General features: G+C 64.1%; 15 protein-coding genes. 10 read left to right on the forward strand and 5 right to left on the reverse strand.

Annotated features, from left to right (window positions below; translation table 11 throughout):
* Position 1: 1 nt before the first annotated feature.
* From O6760_RS04030 to O6760_RS04040, 3 genes are all read right to left on the reverse strand, one after another.
* Entirely contained in the window at positions 2-3,391 is a 3,390-nt protein-coding gene (locus tag O6760_RS04030; protein ID WP_269584200.1) for an error-prone DNA polymerase, read from the reverse strand.
* A gap of 1,084 nt (positions 3,392-4,475) precedes the next feature.
* Positions 4,476-5,927 (reverse strand): Y-family DNA polymerase, encoded by a 1,452-nt coding sequence (locus tag O6760_RS04035; protein WP_269584201.1) that lies wholly within the window; start codon positions 5,925-5,927, stop codon positions 4,476-4,478.
* Positions 5,896-6,471: an ImuA family protein gene (locus O6760_RS04040; RefSeq protein WP_269584202.1), complete on the reverse strand. Its 576-nt coding sequence runs from the start codon at positions 6,469-6,471 to the stop codon at positions 5,896-5,898. The genes O6760_RS04035 and O6760_RS04040 overlap by 32 nt, the downstream gene beginning before the upstream one ends.
* A gap of 532 nt (positions 6,472-7,003) precedes the next feature.
* On the opposite strand from O6760_RS04040, the gene O6760_RS04045 reads away from it, so the two are divergent.
* The 8 genes from O6760_RS04045 to O6760_RS04080 all read left to right on the forward strand — a co-directional run bounded on the left by O6760_RS04045 (position 7,004) and on the right by O6760_RS04080 (position 15,257).
* Entirely contained in the window at positions 7,004-7,696 is a 693-nt protein-coding gene (locus O6760_RS04045) for a hypothetical protein (RefSeq protein WP_269584203.1), read from the forward strand.
* Between the two features lie 465 nt (positions 7,697-8,161).
* The gene (locus tag O6760_RS04050; RefSeq protein WP_269584204.1) at positions 8,162-9,472 is read left to right on the forward strand and encodes an extracellular solute-binding protein; all 1,311 of its coding nucleotides are present in this window, start codon (positions 8,162-8,164) and stop codon (positions 9,470-9,472) included.
* A 120-nt stretch (positions 9,473-9,592) separates the two neighbouring features.
* Positions 9,593-10,474: an ABC transporter permease subunit gene (locus O6760_RS04055; protein WP_269584205.1), complete on the forward strand. Its 882-nt coding sequence runs from the start codon at positions 9,593-9,595 to the stop codon at positions 10,472-10,474.
* A gap of 10 nt (positions 10,475-10,484) precedes the next feature.
* Entirely contained in the window at positions 10,485-11,327 is an 843-nt protein-coding gene (gene ugpE / locus O6760_RS04060; protein WP_269584206.1) for a sn-glycerol-3-phosphate ABC transporter permease UgpE, read from the forward strand.
* Between the two features lie 8 nt (positions 11,328-11,335).
* On the forward strand, positions 11,336-12,412 hold the full coding sequence (locus O6760_RS04065; protein WP_269584207.1) for a sn-glycerol-3-phosphate import ATP-binding protein UgpC: 1,077 nt from the start codon (positions 11,336-11,338) through the stop codon (positions 12,410-12,412).
* Positions 12,413-13,031: 619 nt separating this feature from the next.
* Entirely contained in the window at positions 13,032-14,156 is a 1,125-nt protein-coding gene (locus O6760_RS04070; protein WP_269584208.1) for a DNA alkylation repair protein, read from the forward strand.
* Between the two features lie 88 nt (positions 14,157-14,244).
* Complete coding sequence (locus O6760_RS04075) at positions 14,245-14,817, forward strand: glutathione peroxidase (protein ID WP_269584209.1); 573 nt, start codon at positions 14,245-14,247, stop codon at positions 14,815-14,817.
* Positions 14,818-14,906: 89 nt separating this feature from the next.
* A complete protein-coding gene (locus O6760_RS04080; RefSeq protein WP_269584210.1) occupies positions 14,907-15,257 on the forward strand; it encodes a carboxymuconolactone decarboxylase family protein in 351 nt (116 codons plus the stop codon).
* Between the two features lie 12 nt (positions 15,258-15,269).
* Here the strand turns inward: O6760_RS04080 and O6760_RS04085 are convergent, their stop codons facing one another.
* Both O6760_RS04085 and O6760_RS04090 read right to left on the reverse strand, forming a co-directional pair.
* Positions 15,270-16,112 (reverse strand): isocitrate lyase/PEP mutase family protein, encoded by an 843-nt coding sequence (locus O6760_RS04085; RefSeq protein WP_269584211.1) that lies wholly within the window; start codon positions 16,110-16,112, stop codon positions 15,270-15,272.
* 93 nt (positions 16,113-16,205) lie between these two features.
* Positions 16,206-17,054, reverse strand: a complete 849-nt coding sequence (locus tag O6760_RS04090) for a LysR substrate-binding domain-containing protein (RefSeq protein ID WP_269584212.1) — start codon at positions 17,052-17,054, stop codon at positions 16,206-16,208.
* Between the two features lie 116 nt (positions 17,055-17,170).
* On the opposite strand from O6760_RS04090, the gene O6760_RS04095 reads away from it, so the two are divergent.
* The gene (locus O6760_RS04095; RefSeq protein WP_269584213.1) at positions 17,171-18,058 is read left to right on the forward strand and encodes a DMT family transporter; all 888 of its coding nucleotides are present in this window, start codon (positions 17,171-17,173) and stop codon (positions 18,056-18,058) included.
* Positions 18,059-18,312: 254 nt separating this feature from the next.
* A complete protein-coding gene (locus tag O6760_RS04100; protein ID WP_269584214.1) occupies positions 18,313-19,557 on the forward strand; it encodes a pilus assembly protein TadG-related protein in 1,245 nt (414 codons plus the stop codon).
* Positions 19,558-19,567 lie beyond the last annotated feature (10 nt).

A 19,567-nucleotide genomic window follows, 5' to 3' on the forward strand; every position in this document is an offset into this window, starting at 1 on the left:
CTCAATGAAAATCCCTACTTGGGAACAGCCGCTTGGCCTGCTCGCGCGGATGCATCGCCCGTGTCTTCCGGGCGTCCGATTTCAGGTGCACCGGCACGTCGTCGGTTTTCGGCCCCATCTGGCCGAGCACATCGTCGCTCGGGTGGCCGAGCAGGGAGAGGTCGCGGGAGCGGTCCTCGATGTGGTCGGCGATGAGATGCACCACCTGGCCCTCGCGCTCCAGCCGGCCGGTGACCTTCAGGAGCCGGCCGCCGAGCACGGCGGGGCGGAATTTTTCGTAGATTTTCGGCCAGACGACCACGTTGGAGACCCCGGTCTCGTCTTCCAGCGTCAGGAAGATGACGCCGGAGGCGGTGCCCGGGCGCTGGCGGGTGATGACGAGGCCGCAGACGGAGACCCGGCGGGCTTCGCGCGGGGTGAGCGCGGCGAGGCGGTCGTGCGGCGTCAGCTGCGGGATATGCGGGCGGAGCAGCTCCATCGGGTGGGCGCGCAGGGTGAGGCGGGTGGCGAGGTAATCCTCGACCACCTCCTGGCCGAGATGCATTGCCGGCAGCATGACATCCGGCTCGAAGATCGCCTCGCCGTCGATCGGGTCGTTGAAAAGCGGCAGGGGCTTGGGGCTGCGGATGGTCTTGACCTGCCAGAGCGCGGCGCGGCGGCTCAGCCCCATGCCGGCAAAGGCATCGGCCTCGGCGAGCCGCTCCAGGGTCGCCGGCGGCACGCCGGTCCTGAGCCAGAGGGTCTCGGTGTCCGGATAGCCGTTGCCGCGGGCAGCTTGGATCCAGGCGGCATCCTCCTCGCGCAGGCCCTTGATCTGGCGGAAGCCGAGCCGGAGCGCCAGCGCACCGTCGCTGCGCCGCTCCAGGATATTGTCCCATTCGCTGGTGTTGACGCAGACCGGGCGGACCTCGACCTGGTGCTCGCGCGCATCACGCACGATCTGCGCCGGGGCATAGAAGCCCATCGGCTGGGCGTTCAAAAGCGCGCAGGCGAATTCGGCCGGGTAATGGCATTTGAGGTAGGCCGAGACATAGGCGAGCATGGCAAAGGCGGCGGCGTGGCTTTCCGGAAAGCCGTATTCGCCGAAGCCCTCGATCTGGCCGAAACAGTTCTGGGCAAACTCCAGCTCGTAGCCGCGCGCCAGCATGCCGGAGATGAATTTCTCCTTGAGCTGGCCGATCGTGCCCATGCGCCGGAAGGTCGCCATGGAGCGGCGGAGTTTATCCGCCTCCGAGGGGGAAAAGCCGGCGGCCACGACGGCGATCTGCATTGCCTGTTCCTGGAAGAGCGGCACGCCGAGCGTCTTGCCGAGCACCTCCTCCAGTTCCCTTGAGGGGAAGGTGACCTTCTCCTTGCCCTGGCGGCGGTTGATATAAGGATGCACCATGCCGCCCTGGATCGGGCCGGGGCGCACGATCGCCACCTCGATGACGAGATCGTAGAATTCGCGCGGGCGCATGCGCGGCAGGAAGTTCATCTGCGCCCGGCTTTCCACCTGGAAGACGCCGATGGCATCGGCCACGCACAGCATGTCATAGGTCTTTTTATCCGCCTGGGGCACCGTGCCGAGCGTCAGCTGCTGCCCATGATGCTGGTCGATCAGGCCGAAACACTTGCGGATGCAGGTGAGCATGCCGAGGCTGAGCAGATCGACTTTCAGAATACCCAGCGCGTCGATGTCGTCCTTGTCCCATTCGATGACCGTGCGGTTTTCCATGGCCGCGTTCTCGATCGGGCAGAGCGCGTCGAGCCGTCCTTGCGTGATGACAAAGCCGCCGACATGCTGGCTCAGGTGCCGCGGGAAACCGATGATCTCCTGGATCAGCTCGATGGTCTGCTGCACGCGCGGATTGGAGAGGTCGAGGCCGAGTTCCCGGACCCGCGTTTCCTCCGGCCCCTTGTTGGAGCTGCCCCAGATCTGGCCGGCGAGCGCGGCGGTGACATCGGCGTTCAGGCCCATCACCTTGCCGACCTCGCGGATCGCGGCGCGGGTGCGGAAATGGATCACCGTGGCGCAGAGCCCGGCGCGGTGGCGGCCGTATTTTTCATAGACATACTGGATCACCTCCTCGCGCCGCTCATGCTCGAAATCGACATCGATGTCGGGCGGCTCGCCGCGATGTTCGGAGATGAAGCGCTCGGAGACCATGGTGATGGTTTCCGGCCCGACATCCGTGATGCCGAGCGCGTAACAGATGATCGAATTGGCCGCCGAGCCGCGTCCCTGGCACAGGATGTTGCGGCTGCGGGCAAAGCCGATGATGTCATGCACGGTCAGAAAATAGGCGGCGAATTTCAGCTTGGCGATCAGCTTCAGTTCCTTTTCCGCCAGCTTCAGCGCGTGCTCCGGCACGCCCGCCGGATAGCGGTTTTCGAGGCCCTCGTAGGTGAGCCGTTCCAGCCGCTCCTGGGGCGGCACGCCGCCCATGATCTCGTCCGGATATTCGTAAGACAGCTCGGAGAGATCGAAGCTGCAGCGGGTGGCGATTTCCAGCGTGCGGCGGAACGCGGCCGGGTGATGGCGGTAGAGCCGCGCCATGTCGTCGGGCGCCTTCAGCCGGCGCTCGCCATTGGGCAGGGCCCGTGTGCCGATTGCGTCGATGGTGCAGCCCTCGCGCAGGCAGGTCAGCACATCGGCGAGCCGGCGCCGGCCGGCGTGATGCATCATCACGTCGCCGACCGCGACCATCGGCGCGGCCAGGGAGTGCGCCGCCTGGGCGCAGGTGCGGAACCAGGCCTGGTCGGTGCCGTCATAGCGCGGCGCTGCGCCCAAAAAAACATGGCCGGGCATCTCCTGGCGCAGTCGGCGGATGTGATCTTTAGCCACCTCACAAAGTCCGGTTTCCGTGTTCACGTCCTGCGGCAGGGCGATCAGGATCAGGCCCTTCGCCGCCTTCAGGAGATCGTCGAAGGTGAGCTGGCAGTCGCCCTTTTCCGCCCGGCGCTTGCCGAGGGTCAGGAGCTGGCTGAGCCGCTCATAGGCGGCGCGGTCGGTGGGCAGCGCGATCCAGTCGACCGGACTGTCAATAAGCACCAGCCGCGCGCCGACGATCAGCCGCGGCAGTTTCAAGGTGTCCGGCAGGACCAGCGGCGGACTGGTGTTGGTCTCCCGGCGCGAGGATGAGTCGATCTGCGAATGGGAGCGGATCTGCACGCCTTCCTCAGTGGCGGCGCGTTTGATCTCCTTCAGCGCCGAATAGGCCCTGACCACGCCGGCGAGCGAATTGCGGTCGGTGATCGCGATCGCATCGAGCCCGAGCGCGGCGGCGCGCGTCACCAGCTCCTCCGGATGGGACGCGCCGGTGAGAAACGAGAAATTCGAGGTCACCGCCAGCTCCGCATAGCGGGCGGGCTCCAGGCGGAAACTGTCGGAGGATGGCTCACGGCTCATGGGCGGAGCTCCCGGCTTTTTCTTGCCGCGATCCCGTATCCCCCGGTGTCATCCCGGGCGGAGCGGATGCGCAGACCCGGGACCCACTCGCCTCGCCGCTTGCCGAAGCGAATGTGATGCCCATGACCGCACCGCTCTGGAAACGAGTAGGCCCCGGATCTCGCTGCGCTCGTCCGGGGTGACACGGAGAGGAGGAAAGACCGTCCCTCCCCGGTCAGATCGGGTAGGTGCTGAGAAACCAACTCCCGGAACCGGCACGACCCACCCCCTTGCGCCCCTCTCCCCCCTGGAGGGCAGGGCAATCGCATTTGGCAGAGTATGGCTCCCTCTCCCTGTGGGAGAGGGTTGGGGTGAGGGAACAAACGCCTGAGACCTGCAGAAAAGTCTGCCCCCTCACCCGGACCTTCGGTCCGACCTCTCCCGGTGGGAGAGGTCAATTTGGCGACTGCGGACAGGACGTCAGTCAAATGCGATTGCCCTGCCCGCAAGAGGGAGAGGGGGAACAAGCGGCAAGGCTCAGATCCATCAGAGAAACAAGAGCCAGACGCATCTTCCGGGGTCATCCCGGCCAAGCGCCAGCGCAGACCCGGGACCCACTCGCCTCGCCGCTTGCCGAAGCGAACGCGATGGCCATGACCGCACAGCTCTGGAAACGCGTGGGCCCCGGATCTCGCAAGGCTCGTCCGGGGTGACACGGGGAGGAGGAGAGGCCTTCCCTCCACGGTCAGATCAGTTAGGTGCTGAGAAACTAACTCCTGGAACCGGCACAGCGCTTCCCCTTGCGCCCCTCTCCCCCCTGGAGGGGGAGATGTCCGGGAACCGGACAGAGGGGGGGCTGGGCGGTGCCGCGAAGAACGGAGGGGGCGGTTCCTGCCGAGAGACCGCGCCCCCCCTCTGTCTCCTGACGGAGACATCTCCCCCGCAAGGGGGGAGAGGGGGCGCAAGGGGAAAGGTTCAGAACACTTGCAGACGTGAGAAGCGCGCGCTCGCCCCTCCAGCGTCATCCCGGACGCAGCGCAGCAGAGATACGGGACCGGGAAGGCGACGAAGAGGATGGGGGGCGGTGGGCAAAACCAACAAACCATCAGCCGAACTCCCCTTGCACGAACCAGGCCGGGTGCTGCGGCGTGTGGAACAGCCACAGGCGCTGGCCTTCGCCGGTGCCGATGCGCCAGTAGTCGCGCAGGCCCTTGGCCCAGCTGTCGTCCTGTTCCCACCAGGCCGGCGTGATCCGCTCCGGTCCCTCGGCCTCCAGCACGGTGAGCATGCGGCCGCGCCAGCGGAAGCGGCGCGGCGGCTCGAAGCCGCTGCCCGGGATCGGTTCGGGAGCGAACAGGCGGATCGGACGCGGGCGGCGGCACGGCCAGTCGGGCACAGCCCGGCTGTAGGCGGCCGGCACCAGCTTGAAGCTGCGCTCGGGGATATGGCTGTCGACCGGCTGGAAGCGCTGGATGTTGTCGAGGCCAACCCGGTTGCCGAGCTGGGTGATGAGGTCGTCGAGACTGTCCTTGGCCAGCCCCTCGGAACGGTCCAGCTGGCGCAGGCCGAGCGGTTCCACCTCCAGCGCCTCCAGGCGGATCATGTCGATGCCGTAGCCGGCATCGACCGAGCTGACGCCGCGCTCGAACAGCACCACGATGCGTTCGCCGTCGCGCATCGGCCGGGCGAGCTTCAGTTCCACCGCCTGGCTTTCCTGGTCGACCCGGCGGAACGTCAGTTTCAGCGCGCGCGCGCCCTTCTGCGCCTGGTCGAGCCGGCGGCACAGATGCGAGGTAAGGCGGCGGGCGGCGGCCATGACATCGTCGACGAGCCCGATCGGCTCGGGCAGGGTCATGCGCACGGCGAAACTCTGCTCCTCGCCGAGCGGCGAGATCTGTTCGGGCAGGTCTCCCAGCGCCTGGTCGAGGCGGGCCAGCACCTCGCGGTCATAGCGCCGGGCGACGGTGGCCCGGGGCAGGTTGTGGAGCTGGGAGACGGTGGCGATGCCGAGCCGCTCCAGGCTGGTGCAGGTCTGGTCGGCCAGGCGCAGGGCGCTGAGCGGCAGGGCGCCGATCTTTGCCAGCGTCTCGCCGGGCGCGGCAATGCCCTCGGAAAAGCGGGCGAGCGCCCAGGCGGTGCCGGGCGTGTCGGCAAGGCCCAGCCGGGCGGTGAGACCGGCCCGGGCGAGACGCGCGCGGATGTCGTCGATGAGCGGTTCCTCTCCGCCCATCAGATGGGCCGACCCGGTGATGTCGAGAAAGAGGCCGTCGCTGCCGTCGAGACCGACCCAGGGGCAGTAGCGGGTCGCCCAGCGGGCCAGCAGGCGCAGGAAGCGCTGGTCGGCGGTGGGATCCGCCGGACGGGTCAGAAGACCGGGGCAGAAACTGCGCGCGTGGACCAGGGTCATGCCCCGGTTGAGGCCGAAGCCCTCGGCCCGCGGGCACAGGTCGTAAAGGCGTTCGGAATTGCGGTCGAACAGGCTCAGGGCGAAAGGCGCGTCGACGGGCCGGGCGCGCAAGGAGCGCTCAGCTGCCAGCCTCGGAAACCACAATGACACGATGCGACGCTGCATCCCAACGGACGATCCATTCCGATAATGTTCCTATTTTGTTCTTTATAAGCGACCAGCGCCAGTGAGTCGAGTCATGGCTGTTTTGACGAGGCCCGGAAGACGGGGCCGGAGCGCCGGAACAGCGCCAGCGGGTTTCGGCCGCGTTGCTGCCCGCGCCTTCCGGAATCAGCAGCAGCGCGGTGGTGCCGCCGGCCTCGGCGGCGAGCTGCAGGCGGCGCCCCTCCGTCAGCCCGATCGCGCCGGAGACCTCGGCCACCACCAGCCCGGCCGCACCGGACCTGAGGGCGGTTTCCGCACTGGCCAGAACGGTGAGCTGGTCGCCGGCGCGGGTCAGGAGCAAACGTCCGGGATCGCAATAGGGCGCAAGGCCCTCCGGGTTGACCGTCGGCTTCCAGCTTTCGGAGATCCAGACAACGGCGCCTTTCGCAGCCCCCGCCGCAATCGCGGCAAAGGCCAGCGCGCCGTCGCCGCAGATCTCGTGGGCGCGGGCGTCTTTCAGCGGATAGACGGACGAGAAGGTCAGGGACATGCACGGGATCGCTGGCTGCATTCGATTCTGAAAAGAAGCCTAGCTGATGAAGGACGCTTGCGGAACCGGGGTTGGCTCCCGCCCCGAAATGAGCAGACCCTTACCACTTGCGCGCCTCTCCAGTGTGGGGAGGGCGATCGGATATGGCAGAGCTTGGCTCCCTCTCCCAGTGGGAGAGGGTTGGGGTGAGGGATCAGACGCCGGAGGGATACGGAAAAGTCTGCCCCCTCACCCGGACCTCCGGTCCGACCTCTCCCAATGGGAGAGGTAACTTTGGCGATTGCGGACAGGTCTCGGTCAAATGCGATTGCACTCCCCATAGAGGAGGAGACTGGAACACGCGGCAAAGCCCTGCTTGCAGCAACGTCACGGCATGGATTGCCGGATCAAGTCCGGCAATGACGATGAGGTGGGTTTCAAGGCCTCTCCTCCGGTTTTCTTCTGAAGGGATTAGAGCCTCCCTCCCCCAAACAGCCGTTGCCGGAGACCGGCCGGGTTGCTATACGCCCGGCACAACAGGTGGGACAACAAAATGACGAGCAGCCTTTTCGGCGGTCGCGAGATCAAGACCATCGCCATTGTCGGCAACGGCCCCGTGTCGGCCGCCGATGCGCCTGAGATCGACAGGTGCGACCTGGTGCTGCGTTTCAACAGCGCGCCGGCGCTGGGAGCCGCCGGCCAGCGGGTCGACATCCTGATGCTCAACCGGGCGCGGGTCTACATGGCCAAGCGAATCAATCCGCTGGCGCTGCACCGCGCGCCGGAGGTCTGGGTCAACGACATCAGGGAGAACGGCCAGGTCGACTGGCTGTTCACGCGGGAATGCAAACCGCGTTACCTGGGTTTCGGTCCCAAGGACAAGGCGCGGAAACACCTCAAGCAATACGATCCGTTCGATACCAGCCAGCCGACCTCCGGCGCCTCGATCATCGCCGAGCTGCTGGACGTGGCACCAGAGGTGAAGATCCACCTGTTCGGTTTCACCCATCAGGGCAAGCAGCATACCCATGACTGGAGCGCGGAAAAGGAATGGGTCCAGCAACTCGTTGAAGACGGCCGCATTGTCCGTCACCTGACCCCCGGCGAGAAACCGCGCCGCAGCCTTGCGGGCAAGCTGGAATACGGGCTGCGCTTTCTGGAAAAGCGCGCCAAGCACTATCTTCACAACAAGCTGCTGCATTCGGATGCCAGCACCAAGCGCCGGATCTTCGGCCAGGACGCCTGAACGACCGCACAGCCAATTCGGGCCGCGCCGGCGCAGGCCGGCCAAAGCCTTGACCTTCCCCGAAATTTTGCAGGCACCACCGCAACCGGTTCAGGTTCATTTGAACGATTCCGAAGCCTGACGAAAGTCGGCTAACCGTCTTCGAGGCGACCGGCGGCCGGCCGCGCGCCCGTAAAAGGCATGGCCGGAGACACGCGCCTGCGGACATTCGAGGCGCGCGGCCTTGCGGAAAACGTCCATCTTTGTGCGACAGCCGGCCAACACACTGCAATTTTATTCCATTCCCCCTTGCAGACGCGGGCAAGGCGTCTTTTAATGTTCATATGAGCGTCATATAACGTTCATATGAAAACAATACGAAACGCAGGCGTTATCGTTTCTGGTGCCGATGAAGCCATTTCGGCACCGCGAAGGACCAACTGCTGACCGGGGCGCTCAAGCCCCGCTAGATGGGAGCAAATGAACATGGCTTATCGCAAGACTGTCGCCAGCCTCGTGGCTGCGGCGGCCCTTCTGGGCACATCCTCCGCGTCCTATGCGGCAACCGACATCAGCTGGTGGCACGCAATGGGCGGCCGACTGGGCGAAGTCGTCGTCGACATTGCCAACGGCTACAATGAATCCCAGGACGCCTGCCAGATCACCCCGGTGTTCAAGGGTACGTATGAAGAGACCCTGACCGCCGGTATCGCGGCGTTCCGTGCCGGCGAACAGCCGAACATCCTGCAGGTGTTCGATGCCGGTGCCGCCACCATCATCGGTGCCAAGGGCGCCGTCATCCCGGCCCAGGACATCCTGGAAGGCGCCGGCGTCGCGTTCAACATCGAAGACTATATCGACGGTGTCCGCTACTTCTACGCCGACAGCGACGGCAAGATGATCGGCATGCCGTTCAACTCTTCCACGCCGATCCTCTACACCAACGAGGAAGCCCTGGAAAAAGCCGGTGTCGAAGCGCCGAAGACCTGGGAAGAGTTCCAGGAAATCGCGCCGAAGCTGAAGGACGCCGGTTACGTGCCGCTGGCACAGTCCCACCTGCCGTGGATCTTCACCGAGAACTTCAAGTCCCGCCATAACCTGCAGTTCGCCACCAACAACAACGGCTATGACGGCGCGAAAGACACCAAGCTGGTGTTCGGCGAGCCGATCAAGAACCACTTCACCGCCGTCAAGGGCTGGCTGGACGATGGCCTGTTCGGCTACTACGGCACCGGCTGGGGCGACAACCAGACCCCGTTCAACGAAGGCAAGGTTGCCATGTGGCTCGGATCCTCGGGCTCCTTCGGCGGCATTTCCAAGACCGTCGAATTCCCGTTCTCCGCAACCTACCTGCCTTACTGGGATGCGGTTGACGGCGCAGGCACCGGCACCTTCATCGGTGGCGCGGCCCTGTTCGCAATGTCCGGCAAGCCGGACGAGGAGAACAAGTGCTCCGCGTCCTTCTTCCAGTACCTGACCTCCCCGGAAGTCCAGTACATGTGGCACAAGGAAACCGGTTACGTGCCGATCACCAATGCCGCCTACGAACTGGCCAAGAAGGACGGTCACTATGACCGCAACCCGGCCGCCGAAATCGGCATCAAGCAGCTGACCCTGCCGGGCGGCGAATGGACCAAGGGCTACCGCATGGGGTTCTACGTCCAGATCCGCGACGTCATGAACCGCGAATACGGCAAGCTGCTGACCGGTGAAACCTCCGTCGAAGACGCCTTCAACACGATTGAAGAAGAAGGCAACAAGCTCCTGGAGCGTTTCGCAAAGACCGCCGGCAACTGAGCCGGGCTCTGACCTGACACGGATGGGGGCGTCCTGCGCCCCTGTCCTTTGCAAGGAAAGCGGGCCTGCCGGTAAACTGGCGGCTCGCTTTGCCCGTTCCCGGTGGTCGAGAAACATCATATGAAAAAAGTCCAGTTCCAGTCTCCGTGGCTGCCCTACCTGCTGCTTCTGCCGCAGCTGGCCATTGTCACGATCTTCTTTCTCTGGCCGGCAGCCGAGGCGGTGCGGTCGTCCTTTTACCTGGAAGACCCGTTTGGTTTCGGTTCGACCTTTGTCGGCCTCGACAATTTCAAGGACACGCTGACCTCGTCCGACTATGGCCGCGTGGCGCGTTTCACTACCGTCTTCACCGTGTTCGTGACGTTCCTGTCGCTCGGCATCGCGCTGCTTCTGGCGGTCAAGGCTGACAAGGTCCTGCGCGGCGCGTCGACCTACAAGACCCTGCTGATGTGGGTCTACGCGGTTGCCCCTCCTGTTGCCGGCCTGATCGGCGTTCTCCTGTTCGACCAGCATGTCGGCCCGATGGTCGATTTCTTCGCCCTGTTCGGCTGGCAGATGCAGATCGGCGTGGACTATTTCGACACCAGTTTCGCGATGATCACGACCGCCGTGTGGAAGCAGATTCCGGTCAATTTCATCTTCTTCCTGTCAGGCCTGCAGGGGATTTCCAAGTCGGTTCAGGAAGCGGCCAGCATCGACTGCCGCTCAGGCCTGCGCCGGTTCTGGACCGTGACCTTCCCGCTGCTGGCGCCGACGGGGTTCTTCCTCCTGATCATCAACATCACCTACGCCTTCTTCGACACGTTCGGCATCATCGATGTCATCGTGAAGAACGAGCCCGGAAACAACCCTGTGACCCTGGTCTACAAGGTCTACCTGGACGGTTTCCGCGGCAACGATCTCGGCGGCTCCTCCGCCCAGTCGGTGATCCTGATGGCCATGGTGTTCGTCCTGACAATCATCCAGTTCCGCCTGATCGAGCGGCGCGTGCATTACACGTAAGGAGGCGGTGATGAGAAAAACACAGATCTGGGATCACGTGATCCTGCTTCTCGGCGTCTTCTTCATGGTCACGCCCGTGGTCCTGGCCTTCCTGACCAGTACCCATGACGCGATCACGATCTACAAGGAAGGCATCCAGTTCACTCCGGGCGGCCAGTTCCTCGAAAACTACGAAACGGTGCTGTTCCAGGCGGGCGGCTTCACCAAGGAAGTCGACGGCTTCGTGATGCTGAAGAACTCGCTGATCCTCGGCCTCGGCTTTGCGATCGGCAAGATCATCATCTCGATGCTGGCGGCCTACGCGATTGTCTATTTCCGGTTCCCGATGGCCACGCTCTGCTTCTGGGTGATCTTCGCCACGCTGCTGCTGCCGCTCGAGGTGCGCATCCTGCCCTCCTACGAGATCGTGCAGTCGCTTGGCATGGTGAACACCTATTCCGGCCTGATCGTGCCGCTGATTGCCTCGGCAACGGGCACCTTCTTCTTCCGGCAGTTCTTCATGTCCGTACCGGACGAACTACTGGAAGCCGCCCGCATCGATGGCGCAGGCCCCTGGAAATTCTTCAAGGACATCCTGGTGCCGCTGTCGCAGACAATGATCGCGGCGATCTTCATCATCATGTTCGTCTATGGATGGAACCAGTATCTCTGGCCGACACTGATCACCACCGACGAAAGCCTGTTCACCCTGGTGCGCGGCATCAAGCAGATCCTCCAGGTCTGGGTGGGCGCACAGATCCCGGACTTCAACCAGGCCATGGCGCTGGCGATCCTCGCCATCGTGCCCCCGGTGCTGATCGTGGTGGTCTTCCAGAGCTGGTTCGTCAAAGGGCTCGTCGAGAGCGATAAGTGAGGTATTGAATGTCAACGATTACTCTCGACACGGTCCGAAAGGTCTATGCGGGCAAGGTGGAGGCGGTCAAAGGCGTTTCCATCGACATCTCGGACGGTGAATTCATCGTCCTGGTGGGGCCGTCGGGCTGCGGCAAGTCCACGCTGCTGCGCATGATTGCGGGCCTGGAGGAAATCACCACCGGCGAGATCAGGATCGGCGAACGGGTGGTCAACAATGTCGACCCGGCCGACCGCGACATCGCCATGGTGTTCCAGAACTATGCGCTTTACCCGCATATGTCGGTCTACAACAACCTGGCCTACGGCCTGAAGAACCGCGGCATGGACAAGGCCGAGATCGACCGCCGCGTGAAGGAAGCCGCGCGCATCCTGGAAATCGGCGATTATCTCGACCGCAAGCCGCGCCAGCTCTCGGGCGGCCAGCGCCAGCGAGTCGCCATGGGCCGTGCCATCGTGCGCGAACCGGCCGCCTTCCTGTTCGACGAACCGCTGTCGAACCTGGACGCCAAGCTGCGCGTGCAGATGCGCGTCGAGATCAAGCGCCTGCAACGCGCGCTCGGCACGACAAGCGTCTATGTCACCCACGACCAGCTCGAGGCCATGACCCTGGCCGACCGGCTCGTGGTGCTGAACGGCGGCAATATCGAGCAGATCGGCGCGCCGATCGATGTCTACGACAAGCCGGCCTCGACCTTCGTCGCCAGTTTCATCGGATCGCCGGCCATGAACCTCCTGGACGTGAAGGCCGACGGCAACGGACTTTCCCTGGCGAGCGGTGCCGGACTTTCCGGCGCCAATGCGAAAGGCAAGGACCGCTACACGCTCGGGATCCGTCCGGAACACATGGAAGAGGTCGCCGGCCCGCTGGACGGCGACGGCGTTCACCTGGAAGCTGTCGTGAATGTCCTGGAGCCGGTCGGCGCGGAAAGCTACATCTATGCCAGCCTCGTGGATGGCGGCCCGGAAATCGTCGTGCGCGTTTCCAGCCACGCCCGCCACGAGCCGGGTGAAAAGCTGTTCCTGAGGGTGGCCCCGGAAAATGCGCATTATTTCGATGCGGACACCGGCCGCCGGGTCGACTGAGCCAAGCCATTCAGGCGAGGCGGTCGTAACGAGGGGCCGCCGGACCCGAACAGCCACCCCGGGCAACCGGGGTGGCCTTTTTGTTTGGGGGAAACACACCTTCCTAACCACAACCACAGCGTCATCCTGAGGAGGGCCGGAAGGCCCGTCTCGAAGGACCGGCTGCAAATTCCTCGAACAAGTGGCTGATCCTTCGAGACGCCGCTGTCGCGGCTCCTCAGGATGACGCTCTGGAATTGGCAGGTTACTAATACCAACCGCACTTAATAGGAACTGATCTGATGTCGTTGTTCCGGTTTGCCGGCAAGGCGCGTTGCGCAGGACGGCCTGGTTGGCCGTTCAAGCGGCGCAACGCCGTCCGGCGGGCCGGAACAGGCCACCGAAGGCCGCGTTTGGAGGCTGTTCTGCCGCGTCGCAGATTTTGGACGATACCCCGTATCGCCCTGCAATCTGCTCCTTGCCGAACAGCCTCCAAACGCGGTCAGATGGGTTCCTATTAATTGCGGTTGGTATAAGGCAGCCTCTCCTGACGGTGCTTGTCAGGAACCTGTCAGCAGGGCTCTGGATAAGCGCTCCCGCCTCTGGCACACCGCTTTGAAAGCCGAAACAGGAGCACCGCGTGGAGCCGTTCAAGAACAACATTTCGCCCGACCTCGTGCGTTGCATCGGCTTCCATGTCGACAGGCACCTGGACGGGTTCGACCGCACCGCGTTCGAGGCGGAGATCCTGGCCGGGCTGGACGCCCTGGAGCTGAAACAACGGGCGACGCTGATTGCCGATGGTCTGGACCGGCACCTGCCGCAGGAACTGCCTCACCGCTTCGCCATTCTTGAAAAGATGCTGCACCCGGTGACGGAAGTGGCCTTCGACCGGGGCAGCGATGCGGACGGCATCCGCGGCTGGGGCATGATGGCGCTCGGCATGGTGGTTTCCAGAAGCGGTCTTGAGGATTTCGAGGCGTCCTTCGCACTGTTGAAGGAGATGACCAGACGGGCCACCGCCGAGTTCGACGTGCGGCCGTTTCTGGACACCGACCAGGACAAGGCCCTTGCCATCATGGCGCCCTGGGTGAAGGACGACAGCGTCCATGTGCGCCGGCTGGTCTCGGAAGGCACGCGGCCGCGCCTGCCCTGGGGACTGCGGCTGAAAAAGCTGGTGGCCGACCCCTCGCCGACCCTGCCGCTTCTGGAAGCGCTGAAGGACGACAGGTCAGACTATGTCCGCCGCTCGGTCGCCAATCACCTGAATGACATTGCCAAGGACCATCCGAACCTCGTCGCGGAGATCGCCGCGCGCTGGCTGAAAGATGCGGACAGGAACCGGGAGAAGCTCGTCCGCCATGCCTGCCGCTCGCTGATCAAGCAGGGTCATCCGGCAACGCTTGCCGCCTTCGGGCTGAACCCGCCGGAGATCAATGTCGAGGGGCCCGTCGTCACGACCGAAAGGGTCGAGTATGGCTCGGCACTCGGCTTCCGGATCGACCTGACCTCCACCGGCAAGGCCCCCCAGGAGCTGGTGCTCGACTATCTGGTGCATTTCAGGAAGGCCAACGGGTCGCTAGCGCCGAAAGTGTTCAAATGGACCAAGCTGACAGTAGAGCCGGGGGAAACGGTGTCGCTCACCCGAGACCACGCCATACGGCCGATCACGACCCGGGTCTACTATGGCGGCACGCAGGCAGTCAGCCTCAGGATCAACGGGAAGGATTTCGGATTTTCGGAGTTTGAGCTGGTGATTGCATAAGGCCCTCCGCTGTTGCGTCCGCATTTGCGTCTGGTGAACCGGAAGCACATTATCGCGCGTATATCGGTGAAAACATGGAGCCGTTGTCATGATCCGGATTGCAGCCGTCCTTCTCTTGCTGGCAGGCGCGTTTGGCGCGGAACAGGCGGTGGCGGATGATGCCGCCACAACGTCGGCCCATGACTTCACCTTCGACATGCCGTATGGCGATCCGCTGGCGCTGAAGGATTTCAGCGGCAAGGCCGTGCTGATCGTCAACACCGCGACGGAATGCGGCTTCAGCGGCCAGCTTGCCGGACTGCAGCAACTGCACGAGACCTATGCCGGCCGGGGCCTTGTCGTGCTCGGTGTGCCGTCGAACGATTTCGGTGGCCAGGAACCGCGGCAGGACGGTGACATCGCCAAATTCTGCGAAGCCAAATACGGCGCGACCTTTCCCCTTGTCGCCAAGACCTCCGTTCGCGGCAAGGCCGCGCACCCGTTCTACCGATGGGCCGCCGACACGCTCGGAACCGCGGCCCGCCCCTACTGGAACTTTCACAAGTACCTGATCGGTCCGGACGGGCGGATCGAAGCCTGGTTCGCAACCTCGACGTCGCCGACCTCGAAAAAGGTCACCGGGGCAATCGAGCAGATTCTGGACGGCCTGCCCGGAAGCTGAACCGCCCGTTTTGAGCCACGTCAACGCCGCCCCCCGCGCGGCGGATTACGCTCCTGCGATCATTGCCTCAATTGCAAGGAGCCGTGAGCATGGCCGTATCCGACTGGGAAGATTTCGTGGCGCAGACCGACCAGCGCATGGCCGCGGTCCGCAAGGGCATTCCGGATGTCGCCAAGGGCTTTGGTGCCCTGGCCAAGGCGGCAACCGCCCCCGGGGCACTCGACGCCAAGACCAAGGAACTGATTGCGCTCGCCATCGGCATCACCGCGCGCTGCGACGGTTGCCTTGCCTATCACGCCCGCGCCGCGGCAAAACTCGGTGCCAGCCGGGACGAGATCCTCGAGGTGATCGGTGTCTCGGTCTATATGGGCGGCGGCCCGTCGATGATCTACGGCGCCGAGGCCCTGGCAGCCTATGACGGTCTTGGCGGCGAGGACTGAAACACGGTACCGCTATGCGCGGCGTCCGGATTTCTCCTGGGACATGAGCCGACTGATCTCCGCATCGGGAACCGCGTCGGTGGCATAGCTGAACGTTCCCGTCGCCCGGACTTCCCGGGCCGCGCGCAGCAGGCCGCCAAGCGCAGCGCGGGCGAAAGAACCGCCGACGCTGATGCGGCGCACACCGGCCTTGGACAACGCCTCCACCGAGACCTGCAGGCCCGTCAGGCCCATGACCACATTCACGGGCTTGTCGACCGAAGCGCACACGGTCCGGACGGCGTCCAGATCCGGCAGGCCCGGCGCGTAAAGCACGTCCGCGCCGGCTTCAGAGAAAGCCTGCAGCCGCCGGATCGTGTCCTCGAGATCGGGACGCTGCCAGAGGAAGTTTTCAGCTCTTGCCGTCAACAGAAACGGCAGACCACGCGCGGCTTCGGCCGCCGCCTGGACACGTTCCACGGCCAGGTCGAAGTCATGGATCGGCGCTTGCGGATCGCCGGTGGCATCCTCGATGGATCCGCCGACCAGACCGGTCTCAGATGCCAGACGAATGGTGTCGGCGCAGACCTCAGGTGCCGTGCCGAAACCATCCTCCAGATCCGCAATCACCGGAAGTTCCGTTGCCGCGACGATCTCGGCGGCATTCTCCAGGATTTCCTGCCGCGAAAGCCCGGCGAAGGAATCCCGCTTGCCCTTGGAAAAGGCATACCCGGCGCTCGTGGTGGCAAGCGCCTCGAAACCGAGATTGGCCAGCAGCCGCGCCGAGCCCGCGTCCCAGGGATTGGCGATGACAAAGGCCCGGTCACGCTGGTGAAGCGCGCGCAGGTGCTCAAATTTGCTTTGCTGATCCGGCATGTCGTCCTCCCGAAGAACCCTTCCTTCGTAGATAAGGACGCGGACCGCCACAAAAAACCCGTTCCCGGAGCGTCCGCGCGGAAAACGAACTGCCTACGATCCCCCCGCATCCTCCAGCAGCGCCTCTGCCAACGCCTCGCACGGCGTGCTTGTCGCAGCCTTGCTGCGCACCAGGATGATGTCCAGGGGCTCGACCTGCGGCAGGCCCTGATCGCTGCCGACACGGTCAACGCTCGGCGGCACAGCCATCCGGGCGACCGCGGCGACCGCAAGGCCCGCCTCGACCAGTGTAACCAGGGCGGAGTGGCTGAAGCTGGAATAGGCCGAGCGATAGGCAAGACCGCTGCGATGAAGCGCGGCCAGCGCCACGGTGCGTGCCTGGCTGCCGGGCTCGTAAAGCGCGACCGGCAGCGGATTGCGCTCCAGGGCCCTGCCGTCCTTCGAACGGATCCAGACCATCGGCTCGCGCCGGATCAGCCGTCCCTCCGTTCCGCCGGTGCGGGTGACGATGGCCAGATCGATATCGCCCGCCCCGACCTGCGGCAGAAGCACCGTTGTCTGGGCACAGACCACGTTGAGTTCCACCCTGGGAAACAGGTCGCCGAAGCGCCGGAGCACGTCGGGCAGCATGGCGGCAATGTAGTCGTCCGGCGCGCCGATCGTGACGGTTCCTTCCATCTCCGGCCGGCGGAACGCCGCAACCGCCTCGTCATGCAGCCGCAGGATCCGCCGGGCATAGCCCTCCAACTCCTCGCCCGCATTCGTGAGGGCCAGATTGCGCGTGTCGCGCAGGAACAGGGGCTTGCCGATACGCTCTTCCAGGCGCTGGATCTGCATCGACACCGTCGCCGGAGACTTGTGCACGCGCGTCGCCGCGCGGCTGAAACTCATTGCATCGACGCAGGCGAGGAATGTTCGAAGGAGCGTATGGTCGAGCTGCATTATTCTTCAATTTTCCTGAACAGTTTCTTCAAACTATATCGTTTGACCGAACAAAGAAACCCGCCTCATCCTGTCCCCGCACCAGCCCGTGCACGGCACCCCTTCGAGGACGTAAGATGACCAGACAGATGGAAGGCATGATCGGCGTGATCGCCGCGCAGACCCTGCTCGGCACAATCGGGCTCTGCGCCCTGGAAAGCGGGGCGGATCCGGTCAGCGTCGCCTTCTACCGCTGTCTGATCGGCGGCATCGCGCTGGGGCTCTACTGTCTCTGGCGCCGGGACCTCACCGGCATTTTCAGATTGCCGGGCAGGGTGTTTCTGCTTGCCGCGAGCAGCGGCGTTCTGATGGCTGGCAACTGGGTGCTTTTCTTCGAGGGCATCCGGCAGACGGGGATCGCCGTTGCCACGATCACCTTTCATATCCAGCCTTTCCTCGTGGTGCTGCTGGGCGCTGTCGTTTTCCGCGAGCGCCTCCATGGCGTCACGCTGATGTGGATCGCGCTGGCGCTGATCGGCCTAGCCCTGTCGACCGGGCTGACAGGCGCGCAGCTGTCCGCCGACCGGTCCTATCTGCTCGGGCTCGGCGCGACGCTCGCGGCCGCGTTTCTCTATGCAGGCGTGACCGTGATCGCCAAGGGCCTGACCGGACTCACGGCACCGCAACTGGCAACGATCCAGTTCCTGACCGGTTCGCTGCTGCTGGCCGCGTTCTCGCCGATCAGTCCCCTCGCCGTTACCGGAGCGCAATGGGGCTGGCTGGGCATCATCGGGCTTGTCCATACCGCAGGCGTTTACGTTGTCCTCTACAAGGCCCTGCCAAAACTGACCACACCGGTGATCGCCGTGCTGCTGTTTCTCTACCCTGCCAGCGCCGTCGTCGTCGATGCCCTCGCCTATGGTCACCTGATCGGACCGGGCCAGGTAGCAGGGCTCGTCCTGATCATTCTCGCCAGCCTGGCCGTGACGCTGAAGTGGGGCGCACAAGCAACCTGTTCGGCCTGAAACGCGGCTCAGCCGGCCGCGATGTCAGGCGGCCTCTCAACCCGGCCTTCGGAAGATCTCCCCGCGGTGATGAAAACCGGCGAATATCGTCAGATTTGACATATGTCTTGCAATTCAAGGTGGAAAAATGTAAGATCAATACAAGAATTGATAATTCTAAATTTAAGTCAAAACTCTAAATATTCTCTTTTTTTCTCTGAAACATATTCCCGGTAGCCTCGGCAAGACTTCAGTCACCTTGAGGCGCAATCAAAATGAAAAAGACGCTTTTCCAGGCGTTTGCCAATTGCCGGAATGGAACCATTGCTGTGTTCACCGCGCTGCTCATGCCGATCGCCATCGGCGGGTTCGGGCTGGGAGCGGAGGCCTCCTACTGGTATTTCGAGCAACGCAAGCTGCAGAATGCGGCCGATGTCGCCGCCTATGCCGCCGCGGCCCAGCTGAGAACCAACCGGGACGAAACCAGCGTAACGGACGCCGCCACGGCGGCAGCGGTGAAGACCGGATACAGCACGTCACTCGGCACGCTGACGGTCAGCTGGCCCCCTTCGGCCGGCAGCTTTGCCGGTGACACCAACGCGGTGGAAATCGCCCTGAGGGAAGACCACCCAAGACTGTTCACGGCCATATTCTCGTCCGGCGACGTGGCGCTTGCCGGACGGGCCGTGGCCCAGCTCCGGCAGGGTTTCCCCACCTGCATCCTTGCGCTTGACCAGAGCAGTCCGGGTGCGGTCACCTTCACCGGCTCCTCCGACGCGACGCTGGAGGGCTGCAACGTTCATGCAAACTCCGCAGCCGATGACGCCGTTGTGGTCACCGGCAGTGGAAAGGTGTCCACACCCTGCGTCTCCTCCGTCGGCGAAGTGGATGCCACGAGCGGACTGGACATGAGCGAATGCGCCTCGCCGATCGAATATGCCGAAGCGATCGGAGACCCCTTTGCGAACGTTCCCGAGCCCTCCACAAGTGCCCCTTGTGAACCCCAGAACGTCTTCGACGGCCCGCCGTCCACGACCTACACGATCTCAGAAGGCCGGTATTGCGGAGGACTTTCCATCAAGCGGACGGTCATAATGAACCCGGGGGTCTACGTCATTGACGGCGGCACGCTCGAACTGAGTTCAACCAGCATCGTCGACGGTGCGGGCGTGACGTTCTATCTGACGGACGGGGCAACCATCAGCATTGCCGGGACTGCGGACGTGACCCTGAGCGCCCCGACATCCGGCGACTACCAGGGCATCCTGATCTTTGTCGACCGGAGCGACCCCAACGCGACGCATATTTTCAACGGCTCTTCCACGTCGTCGCTGAACGGCGCCATCTATGCGGCGTCCGGACATGTCGAATTTGCGGGCACCAGTTCCGTTGGGGGCGGCTGCACCCAGATCGTCGCCAACACCGTGGAGATCACGGGGGAGGCCGGGATCGGCAGCGACTGCACTGACCTCGGCTTCAACGACATTCTCAACTCACAGCTGGTGCAGCTCGTTGAATAGGGTGCGTGCC

Origin of the sequence: Roseibium sp. Sym1 (assembly GCF_027359675.1) — a bacterium.
Classification (GTDB): domain Bacteria; phylum Pseudomonadota; class Alphaproteobacteria; order Rhizobiales; family Stappiaceae; genus Roseibium.